9 protein-coding genes, 1 pseudogene and 1 CRISPR repeat array are annotated in these 11,483 nt (G+C 58.4%); of the genes and pseudogenes, 7 read left to right on the top strand and 3 right to left on the bottom strand.

All coding sequences use genetic code 11. From position 1 onward, the window contains the following. Window positions 1-97 precede the first annotated feature (97 nt). From cas3 to cas2, 7 genes are all read left to right on the top strand, one after another. The gene (gene cas3 / locus H9Q75_RS02680) at window positions 98-2,239 is read left to right on the top strand and encodes a CRISPR-associated helicase Cas3' (protein ID WP_186564608.1); all 2,142 of its coding nucleotides are present in this window, start codon (window positions 98-100) and stop codon (window positions 2,237-2,239) included. A 224-nt stretch (window positions 2,240-2,463) separates the two neighbouring features. Beyond that, a complete protein-coding gene (gene cas5c / locus H9Q75_RS02685) occupies window positions 2,464-3,126 on the top strand; it encodes a type I-C CRISPR-associated protein Cas5c (RefSeq protein ID WP_186564609.1) in 663 nt (220 codons plus the stop codon). Then, window positions 3,123-4,856 (top strand): type I-C CRISPR-associated protein Cas8c/Csd1, encoded by a 1,734-nt coding sequence (cas8c, locus tag H9Q75_RS02690; protein WP_186564610.1) that lies wholly within the window; start codon window positions 3,123-3,125, stop codon window positions 4,854-4,856. Before cas5c ends, cas8c begins: the two co-directional genes overlap by 4 nt. 1 nt (window position 4,857) lies before the next feature. After that, the gene (gene cas7c, locus H9Q75_RS02695) at window positions 4,858-5,754 is read left to right on the top strand and encodes a type I-C CRISPR-associated protein Cas7/Csd2 (RefSeq protein ID WP_186564611.1); all 897 of its coding nucleotides are present in this window, start codon (window positions 4,858-4,860) and stop codon (window positions 5,752-5,754) included. After that, window positions 5,736-6,413, top strand: coding sequence for a CRISPR-associated protein Cas4 (gene cas4 / locus H9Q75_RS02700; protein ID WP_207720734.1), 678 nt, complete (start codon window positions 5,736-5,738; stop codon window positions 6,411-6,413). Before cas7c ends, cas4 begins: the two co-directional genes overlap by 19 nt. Then, on the top strand, window positions 6,410-7,441 hold the full coding sequence (cas1c, locus tag H9Q75_RS02705) for a type I-C CRISPR-associated endonuclease Cas1c (protein WP_186564612.1): 1,032 nt from the start codon (window positions 6,410-6,412) through the stop codon (window positions 7,439-7,441). Before cas4 ends, cas1c begins: the two co-directional genes overlap by 4 nt. A gap of 7 nt (window positions 7,442-7,448) precedes the next feature. Continuing rightward, window positions 7,449-7,739 carry a CRISPR-associated endonuclease Cas2 gene (gene cas2, locus H9Q75_RS02710; protein WP_186564613.1) on the top strand — a complete coding sequence of 97 codons (291 nt, stop codon included), beginning with the start codon at window positions 7,449-7,451 and terminating at the stop codon, window positions 7,737-7,739. Between the two features lie 162 nt (window positions 7,740-7,901). Beyond that, a CRISPR array of direct repeats spans window positions 7,902-8,739; the repeat unit is 33 nt; unit sequence GTCGCTCCCCTCACGGGGAGCGTGGATTGAAAT. An 88-nt stretch (window positions 8,740-8,827) separates the two neighbouring features. On the opposite strand, the pseudogene H9Q75_RS12935 reads toward cas2, so the two are convergent. From H9Q75_RS12935 to H9Q75_RS02720, 3 genes and pseudogenes are all read right to left on the bottom strand, one after another. Next, window positions 8,828-8,989 (bottom strand): annotated as a pseudogene (locus H9Q75_RS12935) (Mu transposase domain-containing protein); the annotation flags it as partial. Between the two features lie 179 nt (window positions 8,990-9,168). After that, on the bottom strand, window positions 9,169-10,026 hold the full coding sequence (locus tag H9Q75_RS02715; protein ID WP_186564614.1) for a patatin-like phospholipase family protein: 858 nt from the start codon (window positions 10,024-10,026) through the stop codon (window positions 9,169-9,171). A gap of 74 nt (window positions 10,027-10,100) precedes the next feature. After that, window positions 10,101-11,321: a CCA tRNA nucleotidyltransferase gene (locus H9Q75_RS02720; RefSeq protein WP_186564615.1), complete on the bottom strand. Its 1,221-nt coding sequence runs from the start codon at window positions 11,319-11,321 to the stop codon at window positions 10,101-10,103. Window positions 11,322-11,483: the final 162 nt, after the last annotated feature.

Below are 11,483 nucleotides of genomic sequence, written 5' to 3' on the forward strand. Positions count from 1 at the left end.
CATTTTAATCGGAGATCGTTAGAATGTATTGTCCGTTTTATTGTACTTCACTTATGCGATAGTATTTACATCTCTATAAGATGAAAGGGGCTCCATCATGGAACATTCTCCTTACTTGGCACACATTTCAGCCACAGGGCACACACAAAACATTTTTGAGCATCTATATGGAACGGCTTCATTGGCCAAAGAATTTGCCCGTCCCTTTAGCGGAGAGGAGCAGGCGGAGCTGGCAGGGTTGGCCCACGATATCGGAAAGTATAGCGCGGCATTTCAGGCACGGCTCCACGGCGGCCCTGTCACAGACCATTCCACAGCGGGCGCCGCGGCGTGCTGGCAGCGCAGACAGCTCTTCGCCGCCTTTGCGGTAGCCGGGCATCACGGCGGCCTTCCGGACGGCGGCAGTCAGGCCGATGGCCCGGAGCAGGCCACCCTGTTGGGCAGGCTCAAGCGGGGCGAGCGCGGGCTGCTGGAGCCCTGTGAGCACTGGCAGAGGGAGCTGTCTCTGCCACAGGCCTCCCTCCCCGACTTTGTGAAGCAGCCGGGACCGGAGTGGGTCTTTTTCACACGGATGCTCTATTCCTGCCTGGTGGACGCGGACTTTTTGGATACCGAGGCCTTTATGGAGGGCCAGGCACGGGAGCGGAACAAAACGTCGATGGAACAGCTGTGGGACAGGCTCCAGCGCTACATATCCGGTTGGTTCCCTCCCAAAGGAGAGTTGGACCGCCAGCGCTGCCAGGTCCTGGAGCGGTGCATCCGGGAGGGAGAATCCCAGCAGCCGGGCCTGTTCACCCTTACCGTCCCGACGGGGGGCGGCAAGACGGTGGCTTCCCTGGCCTTTGCCCTGGCCCATGCGAAACGGCATGGCCTGCGGCGGGTAATTTACGTCATTCCCTACACCTCCATCATCGAGCAGACGGCAGAAGTATTCCGCAAGATCCTGGGCCCGGAGAACGTGCTGGAGCACCACTCTAACGTGCTCTATGACCTGGAGGAGGAGGCAGACCCCCACACCATCCGCCTGGCAAAGGCCACGGAGAACTGGGATATACCGGTGGTGGTGACCACAGCGGTGCAGTTTTTTGAATCCCTGTACGCCTGCCGCTCCTCCCAGTGCCGCAAGCTCCACAACATCGCCGGCAGCGTAGTGGTCTTTGACGAGGCACAGATGCTGCCCATCCCCTATCTGCGCCCCTGCGTCTGGGCCATTTCCCAGCTCACAGCCCATTACGGCGTCTCCGCCGTCCTGTGTACTGCCACCCAGCCTGCCCTGGGCCCTCTCTTCCAGGAATTCCTCCCCGGTTCCCCGATCCGGGAGCTCTGTCCGCCCGATGCCTGCCGGTGGGAGGTGTTCCGCCGGACCTCCTTTCATCAGGCCAGCCGCCTCACCTGGGATGACTTGGCCGCACAGCTCAATGCCCACAGTCAGGTCCTGTGCATCGTCAACACCCGGAAGGCCGCCCAAGAGATACACGCCCGTTTGGACCGGCCGGGCAGCTTCCACCTGTCCACCCTCATGTGTCCCAGCCACCGGAAGCGGCAGCTGACGGAGATACGCCGCCGCTTGAAGGAGGGGCTCCCCTGCCGGGTGGTCTCCACCTCTCTCATCGAGGCTGGGGTGGATGTGGACTTCCCAGCGGTGTTCCGGGAGCTGGCCGGGCTGGACTCCATCCTTCAGGCGGCCGGCCGGTGCAATCGGGAGGGCAAACGGGCGGCCACGGAGAGCGTGGTCACCATTTTTGAAGGAGAGGAAAAAGCTCCGCCTCTTTTCTCCACCGCTATCGGCGCCGGGCGGCTGGTGATGGCCCGCCACCCGGACCCCGTATCTCCAGCGGCTATCCACGACTATTTTAACGAGCTTCTGGACCTGAAGGGAAAAGACGCCCAGGATAAGGCGTGTATCCTGCCGCTCCTCCAGTCGGAGTTCTTCCCCTTCCGCACCGTGGCGGAGCGGTTCTACCTCATCGACTCCCCCACCAGGACGGTCTATATCCCGTGGGGCGAGGGGGCAGAACTGGTGGAACGATTGTGCGCCGGTGAAGGAGGGCAAAAGCTGTTCCGGCAGTTGGGGCAATACGGTGTATCCGTCTACGAAAAGCACTTTGCCTCCATGGAGGCAGCAGGAGAGCTGGAAGTGCTGGAAAGCGGCGCAGCCGTCCTGCGCGATCCATCCCTGTACTCTGACAAGACCGGTCTCTCGCTGAAGGACGATAGTGGAAAGGGTTTGTTTATCTAAAAGCAATGGGGAGGCACCCATGCCTCCCCATTGCTCCACCGGGAATCTTCTCTAAATCAATATTTCAACCCACGCAGTTAAGCGACTTGTTCAGTATATCATATCATTTCTTTTGATACAAGTCCAATTTATTCATTGATTTAGAAAAGATTATATTGAATTATGTCTTGTCATGTGATACACTGAGTCCAGAGGAACATAAAATTTGGAAAGGAGTGACGCCTATGTCCATCAAACTGGAGGTTTGGGGGGATTACGCCCTCTTTAGCCGTCCGGAAATGAAGACCGAAAGAGTGAGCTATGACGTGATGACCCCATCGGCGGCCCGCGGACTGATAGAATCCATATATTGGCATCCCGGTATATGGTGGTATATTGACCGCATCTACGTTTGTGCGCCCATCCGTTTCACCAATCTGCGGCGCAACGAGGTTAGAGCCACCGTCTCTGCCCGCGCTGCCAGAACCGTGATGGAACGAGGGAAGGGCGCGCTGTATCTCAGCACCTCAGAAAATATCCAGCAGCGGGCCGCCCTGTTGCTGCGGGAGGTGCGCTATGTGATCGAGGCCCATTTTGAGATGACGGACCAGGCCGCGCCGGGGGACAACCCCGGAAAATTTCAGGACATCGTAAAACGGCGCATCCAGAGAGGGCAGTTTTATCACCAGCCCTATTTCGGCTGCCGGGAGTTTCCCGCCCAGTTCCGCCGCTGTGATCGCATCCCACCTTGTCCTGATGAGTTGAAAGGAGAGCGGGACTTGGGCTGGATGCTCTACGACATGGACTATACCGACCCGGAGAATATCACCCCGCTCTTTTTCCGGGGCGTGCTGCGGGACGGAGTGCTGGAGGTCCCGCCCTGGAACAGTGAGGAGGTGCGGCGATGATCTTACAGGCACTGACGGAATACTACCGCACGCTGGCAGACAGCGGTAAGATCTCTCCGCCCGGCTGGGGAGATGTCAAAGTCTCCTACGCCCTGTGCATCGGGACGGACGGCACGTTAGAGCAGGTGGCCTCCGTCCAGACGGAGCAGGCCAAAGGAAAAAAAACAGTGCTGGCACCCCAACTCATGAGGCTGCCGGCGCCGGTGAAGCGCGCCAGCGGGATAGCCGCCAACTTTCTCTGTGATAACGCCGGTTATCTGCTGGGTGTGGACAACAAGGGGAAACCGCAGCGGACATTGGAGTGTTTCCAGGCGTGCAAGGTCCTTCACGAGGAACTGCTGGCAGAGGTAGACAGCCCCGCAGCCCAAGCTGTACTGGCCTTTTTCCGGACATGGCAGCCGGAACAGGCAGGCAGCCATCCTGCGCTGGCCGCCTGCTGGGAGGACCTCATGGCCGGATGCAACCTTGTGTTTCGGTATCATGGCACCTTTGTCCATCAGGATGTGCTGGTCCGTCAGGCATGGGACAACCACTATCAGGCAGAAGGGGACGGCCCTCAGATGGTCTGCCTGATCACCGGAGAGCGTGGTCCGGTGGAAAATATCCATCCCTCCATTAAAAATGTACAGGGCGCCCAATCCAGCGGTGCGGCGCTGGTATCCTTTAACGCCCCTGCCTTCTGCTCCTACGGGAAAGAACAAAACTACAATGCTCCTACCAGCAAATACGCCGCCTTCGCCTACACCACCGCCCTAAATCATCTGCTCTCTGATCGGGAACACGTCTACCGAATGGGGGATACCACGGTGGTCTGCTGGGCCAAATGCGGCGGGGACGTCTACCAGAACATGATGGGCTGGATGTTCTTCGGGCAGGAACCGGCCTATACACTGGCAGATCTACAGGGTGCATTAAAAAGGCTATGCAGCGGAAATACTGCGGAACTGGCCGAGGAACGAATGGACCCCAATATGGAATTCTATGTTCTGGGACTCTCCCCCAATGCAGCCCGTCTCTCGGTGCGCTTTTTCCTGCGCAACAGCTTTGGGGCCTTTCTCCGCAATGCACAGACCCATCAGCAGCGGCTGGAGATCATCAAGCCCACTTATGATAAATTTGACACCATCCCCATGTGGAAGCTGCTGGACGAGACCGTCAATCAGAACAGCCGTGACAAGACCCCGGCGCCCAATATGGCTGGTGAGGTGCTGCGCTCCGTCCTCACCGATACCCACTATCCGGCCACTCTGCTCAATGGCGTGGTACTGCGTATCCGGGCAGAACACAGCGTGACCCGTGGCCGGGCCGCCATTCTCAAGGCATACTACCTGAAAAATACACATTTTGACGTACCAAAGGAGGTTTTGACCGTGTCTCTTAATCCAGACAGCACCAACGTTCCCTACAACCTGGGGCGGCTCTTCTCCCTGCTGGAGGCCGTCCAGGCTGCCGCCAACCCCGGGATCAACGCCACCATCAAGGACAAGTATTTCAACTCGGCGTCTGCTACCCCTGCCATCGTGTTTCCGGTTTTGGTGAATCTGGCCCAGAAGCACCTGAAAAAGCTGGATACCGGTCTGCGCACCTATTATGATAAACAGATCACCGAGCTGATCTCCAAGCTGGGAGAGAGCTATCCCCCGCGCATGAGCCTGCCCCAGCAGGGCTGTTTCCAGCTGGGCTACTACCATCAGACCCAGAGCCGTTTTGAGAAGAAGGAGGAAAAATAAGATGTCTGAGCCCATCAAGAACCGCTATGAATTTGTCATTCTCTTCGACGTGGAAAACGGCAACCCCAATGGCGACCCCGACGCCGGCAATATGCCCCGGGTGGACCCGGAGACCGGCCTGGGCCTCGTCACTGATGTGTGTCTCAAGCGAAAGATCCGCAACTATGTGGAGACGGTAAAGGAGGACGCCACCGGTTACCGTATCTATGTGAAAGACGGCGTGCCCCTGAACCGCAGCGATGGGGAGGCTTACGCCGAGTTGGATGTCACCGAAAAAAATGTGAAGGAGAAAAAGAAGGCTGACCCCGATCTGGACCGGAAGCTCCGGGACTGGATGTGCGCCAACTTCTACGACATCCGCACCTTCGGCGCGGTGATGACCACCTTTGTCAAGGCCGCGCTGAACTGCGGCCAGGTCCGGGGGCCTGTGCAGCTGGGCTTCGCCCGCAGCGTGGAGACGGTGGTACCTCAGGAAGTCACCATCACCCGCGTGGCCATTACCACCGAAGCTGACGCCGAGAAAAAAGGGACTGAAATGGGCCGAAAGTATATTGTCCCCTACGGTCTCTACCGCTGTGAGGGCTATATTTCCGCCAATCTGGCCCGCAAGACTACCGGTTTCTCCGAGGAGGACCTATCCCTTCTGTGGGAGGCCATCCTCAACATGTTTGAGCATGACCACTCCGCCGCCCGGGGTAAGATGGCGGTACGGGAGCTGATCGTCTTCAGGCACAGCAGCGAACTGGGCTGCGCCCCCGCCTGGAAGCTCTTTGATGCGGTGACGGTCAGCCGGAAAGACCCGGACAGCACCGCACCTGCCCGTTCCTATCAGGATTACACCGTCTCTGTGGACGAGACCGCCCTGCCAGCCGGCGTCACATGTCAGCGCATGGGGTGATCTACGCCGAGGAGGACTTCCTCCAGTTATCCGGTCTACAGCATTTTGCCTTCTGCCGGCGGCAGTGGGCACTCATCCACATCGAGCAGCAGTGGAAGGAAAATCTGCGCACGGTAGAGGGCGACCTGTTCCACCGCCGCGCCCACGATGAGCAGGCGCGGGAGCGCCGGGGCGATTTCCTGATCCTCCGGGGGCTGTCCGTTGTCTCTCCCTCGCTGGGCATCTCCGGGAAATGTGATGTGGTGGAGTTCCACGCCGACCCAAAGGGCGTACCCCTCCACGGAGAAGAAGGACTTTGGCTCCCCTTCCCGGTGGAGTACAAGCGGGGCCGGCCCAAGGCCCATCAAGCGGACGAGCTGCAGCTGTGCGCCCAGGCCATGTGTCTGGAGGAGATGCTCTGCTGTATCGTTCTGGAGGGGGCCCTCTTCTATGGGGAGACCCGGCGGCGGGCGGCGGTCTGCTTTACACCGGAGCTCCGGCAGCAGGTATGTGCCATGGTGGAGGAGATGCACCAGCTCTACCGCCGGGGCCATACGCCAAATGTGAAGCCGACCAAAGGATGCGGTGCCTGCTCCCTGAAGGATCTGTGTCTGCCCGCACTGATGAAGAGGCGCGATGTGGCCACCTATCTGCGTCAGGCTATGGAGGGAGAGCCATGAGACATCTGCTCAACACCCTGTTTGTGACCTCGGAGGATATCTATCTCTCCCTGGATGGGGAAAACGTAGTGGCCAGCCGGGAAAAGCGGGAGGTGGCCCGATACCCGCTCCACACTCTGTCTGCCATTCTCTCTTTTTCCTATCCCGGCGCCTCTCCCGCCTTGATGGGGGCCTGCGCCCAGCGGGGGATCTCCCTGACCTTCTGTACGCCCTGGGGAAAATTCCTGGCTCGGGTCACCGGCGAGGCCAACGGGAACGTGCTCCTGCGCCGGGCACAGTATCGGGCGGCGGACGATCTGGCGCAGAGCTGCGCTATTGCCCGCGCTATGGTCTTCGGCAAGGTCCACAACGCCCGCTGGAGCATCGAGCGCACCTGCCGGGACCACGGCCCGCGGATGGACATTCAGCGGCTCAAGGAGGTGTCCGGCCATCTGAGGGAGCTGCTGCCCCAGCTTTTGGAATCGACCGATCTGGACTGTCTGCGGGGGTTGGAAGGGGCTGGTGCCACCGCCTATTTCGGCGTATTCGATCAACTCATATTAGGCGACCCGACTGTTTTTCATTTTCGGACCCGCAGCCGCAGGCCGCCGCAGGACCCGGTGAACGCGCTCCTTTCTTTCGCATACAGCCTGTTATCCCACGACTGCGCCTGGGCCCTGGAGAGTGTTGGCCTGGACTCCTATGTGGGGTTCCTTCACCGGGACCGGCCGGGCCGCAGTTCCCTGGCACTGGATCTGATGGAGGAATTTCGCCCTTGTATCGCGGACCGTTTTGTGTTGACCTGTATCAACAACCGCATCTTCCAGAAGTCGGACTTTGAATACCGTGAGAATGGCGGTGTATTTCTTAGCGAAAATGGAAGGCGTGTTTTTCTCCAGCGGTGGCAGGAGCGCAAAAAAGACTTCCTGACCCATCCCTTTCTGGGCGAGAAGGTCCCGTGGGGGCTGGTCCTTTACCTGCAGGCCCTGCTTCTGGCCCGAAAGCTGAGAGGCGACCTGGATGCCTATCCGCCCTTTTTGTGGAAGTGAGGACGCTATGCTGGTACTGATCACATACGATGTCAATACGGAGGACGCTGCCGGACGCAGGCGCTTGCGGCAGATCGCCAGACAGTGCGTCAACTATGGGCAGCGTGTGCAGTGCTCGGTGTTTGAATGTCTGCTGGATACGGCCCAATGCAAAGTTCTTCAGGCCAAGCTCCTGTCCATCATGGATCCGGAACAAGACAGTCTGCGCTTTTACTATCTTGGAAAGCGATACGAGCGTAAAATCGAGCACTTTGGCTGTAAGGCCTCTTATCTGCCGGAAGAACCGCTGATCCTGTAACAGTGCGAAGGGGCAGCTGTCACATGTTTTCCGGGATGTTCGCACCAAAATGGGGCCCTTTCCTGTGGCTTAGAAAACATGTTTTTCACAAATTTTACGCAGTCGAGCTTATCTTTGTGTAGGTTCTATAAATTTGCTGGTATGTATTTGTACATATCTGCTGTCGCTCCCCTCACGGGGAGCGTGGATTGAAATCGACCACTTAGTGAACGTTTTCACACGATAAGCGTCGCTCCCCTCACGGGGAGCGTGGATTGAAATAAGAGTCATCACGCCTTGCTTATCAAACTCAGGAGTCGCTCCCCTCACGGGGAGCGTGGATTGAAATCTGAAGGAAGAATACCAATCTCAAATGCCTTTAAAGGTCGCTCCCCTCACGGGGAGCGTGGATTGAAATTTTTTTGTACCTAACCGTCTTACCTGGAATCATGTCGCTCCCCTCACGGGGAGCGTGGATTGAAATAAGGTCAGTTTGGTGATTTCTCTCAGTTCCCCAAGGTCGCTCCCCTCACGGGGAGCGTGGATTGAAATCTTTCCGAGCTTATGCCCTTATCATGAATGAGTGGTCGCTCCCCTCACGGGGAGCGTGGATTGAAATAGCTCACCTCGGATAAAGCCGTGCCATCTCGTCCGTCGCTCCCCTCACGGGGAGCGTGGATTGAAATTTGATATATTGGTTCCCACTGACACCACTTGATGTCGCTCCCCTCACGGGGAGCGTGGATTGAAATGTCTACATAGATGCCTACCAGGCGCAAACCGTTTGTCGCTCCCCTCACGGGGAGCGTGGATTGAAATAGATACTCCAGTGTGGTCTTGTCGCTGGACTTCAGTCGCTCCCCTCACGGGGAGCGTGGATTGAAATTCATATTTCAGGGCGTTAAGCATGGTCTCCAGCTGTCGCTCCCCTCACGGGGAGCGTGGATTGAAATATCTTGAAACTGGGACGGAAGCTGTATGACTGCATGTCGCTCCCCTCACGGGGAGTGTGGATCGAATTTAGTCACCCTCGAACATGAGGTGTAGGACTGGTTATCCGGCAGCAAGTGTTTCTCTGCAGTACTGTACTGGTTGAGACGGCCACGGCTCCTCAGAAGGGAGGTGATACAGAGGCCGGTGAAAAATATCTGCACTGTGGTCTGGGTGATGTGCACATCTGCTCGCTGCTTGATATACTTATATGGCACTGAGTAGCCCATGTGCTCCACACTAATGTGGTAGCTGCACTGGGCTGTGGCCATCGCCCAGGCAGTTAACTCGAAGCTTAGTTACAGTCGTAAGGGGCAAAAATGCTTACCTGCTGGTGCGGGACTCCATAAAAAGTCAAAATTTCAGGAAAAAATAGAGACACTTACGAATTTTCGCAGGTGTCTCCATGTCGATGTATAAAATCGGTTTTATTGTTCCCCTCTGCGGGGGCCGGTTCCGGTCAGCTCTCTCTTTCATTGGATGATTCCAGAAAACCGGCAATTTTGGCGGCATCCTGATAGCCATAGCCATACAGGCGCTCCATCGCCATCTCATTGCGGGTCAGCGTGGACATGCCGTCAATATCCGCCGGGGCAAGGAGCAGCGCCTTTCCTTCCGCCTCCAGCCGTTTCAATTCCGACACAGCCTCGTTGTAGCGAATGTGCCGCTGCTTCAGACTCTCCAGGGCCTTGGGGTAGCGGCGCAGGGCGCGCTGGGCCACGCGCATGGGCTTCTGGGGACCGCGCACAAAATCCCGGGGGCGGGTCAGCAGCACCACAATCCTGTCGCAGCCGTCCGACAGCGCTTTCCTATAGGGCACAGGATCGGCCACGCCCCCATCAAAATAGGGGATACCGTCGATCTCATAGGGCTTGCAGGCGATGGGAAGCGCGCAGGACGCCTTAACGATCTCATATCCGTCCTTACGGGTATCGGATTTGGTAAAGTAGTGGGGCGCTCCGGTCAGGCCGTTGGTCGCCACCACCACATATTGGGCAGGAGAGGCCAAAAACGCCTCATAGTCCACCGGGTCTTCCCCATCCGAATTGCTCAGCGCTGAATAAATGTAATCCAGGTCCAGATAGGAGCCTTTTCGGAGAAAGTTGCTCCAGCTCATATAGTCCCGCCGGCCGGCATAGTCCACATAAAAGCGTTTGTTTCGTCCACGTTGCCCTGCCAGATAGGACATCATATTGGCGCTGCCGGCGGAAACGCCTATGCAGTAATCAAAGCGGATCTGGTGATCCAGCAGATAGTCGTAGACGCCGGCGGTATAGACGCCCCGCATCCCGCCGCCCACGTCGATGATTCCATTCATGACCGACTCTCCTGTCTTGCTCAGAATAATAGTATATGATAGCCGCTTTTTCCGCGCGTGTCAAGCGGCAAGGGCTACACGTCCAGTCCGGCCAGAACGCTCAGAAGCCGGGCACGGTCGTTGGGCAGAACGCCGTCCATCACCTGCTCCAGGAGCAGATCGAGGACGCGCCCGACTGCCGGCCCCTGGGCAATCCCCGCCGCAGTCACATCCCGGCCGTCCACCGCGAGCATTTCCCGGGAAAAACACTGTCCCTCCTCTAAAATAGCGGCCACGCGCGCCGACACCTCGTCGACGCGCTTCTCTTCCGCTTGCGTCTCCGCCGCTCCTCTCTGCACCGCAAGCAGCAGCCGCAGCTTTCCCAGCCCCAGCTCCTTCAGCCAGCGGCGCAGCACCTTGTCCTCCGGTTCCAGCCGGACATGACTCAGGGCCGTGAGCTGACTGACCAAGCGGGCGGTCTCCGCATCAAACCGCAGTCGGTCTAAAAGCCCCCGCACGTCCGCGTCTTTCTCCAGTCCGAAGAGCAGAAGGGTCAGCCGTACCGGCAATTCGGGCGCTGACCGCTCCAAGGCCCGCACCGTCCGCCCCCACAGCTCCGGCGCGAATACCACGCTGCAGAATTCCCGCCAAACTGCGCACAGCACATCTCCGTACTCCAGGAGCACCCGCCCTACGGCTCTCCCCAGAAGCAGCTTCCTCAGCTCCTCCTGAATCCGCTCCGCCGCCACGCAGGCGAGGCGACCGCTGCTGTGTCGAACGCTCCCGGCGGTCTCCTCCTCCATCCGGAAGTCCAGCACTGAGGCAAAACGCAGAGCGCGCAGCACCCGCAGTCCATCCTCCTGAAACCGCAGGTTTGGCACGCCCACGCATCGTATGATGTGGTTTTTGATATCCGCCTGTCCCCCAAAGGGGTCTCGCATCCCGCCGGAGGCATCCATGGCTATGGCGTTCATGGTAAAATCCCTCCGGGCCAAGTCCTCCTCCAGCCGGCTGACAAAGCGCACCTGGTCCGGCCTGCGGCCATCGGAATATGCACCGTCCACACGAAACGTGGTGATCTCATAGGGCATGCCGTCCTCCAGAACTGTGATTGTGCCATGCCTGCGCCCAGTAAACCGCACACGCGCACTGTCAAAGCACTGCGCAGCTTCCTCCGGCCGGGCAGCCGTGCAGATATCCCAGTCATGGGGCGCCGCGCCGCGCAGGATATCCCGTACACAGCCCCCTACAAAATAGGCCTCAAAGCCCGCCGCGTTCAGCCGTTCCAGCACGCGGAGAGCGCCTTTCGGCGCCATGTTTCTCACCCTGCCGCCCCCCCTTTTCCTTTTCTCTTTATAGTATAGCACAATTTTTTCGCCAGAACACGTTTTCCAGGCGGTTCCTGTTCGATGGACTCAGGAAAGGTCTGCATATTCTGAACCGCCTTTTTCTGCAAAATGCCAATCAGACGGGTGGAC

The organism is Lawsonibacter celer (assembly GCF_014281125.1).
Taxonomy (GTDB): domain Bacteria; phylum Bacillota; class Clostridia; order Oscillospirales; family Oscillospiraceae; genus Lawsonibacter_B; species Lawsonibacter_B celer.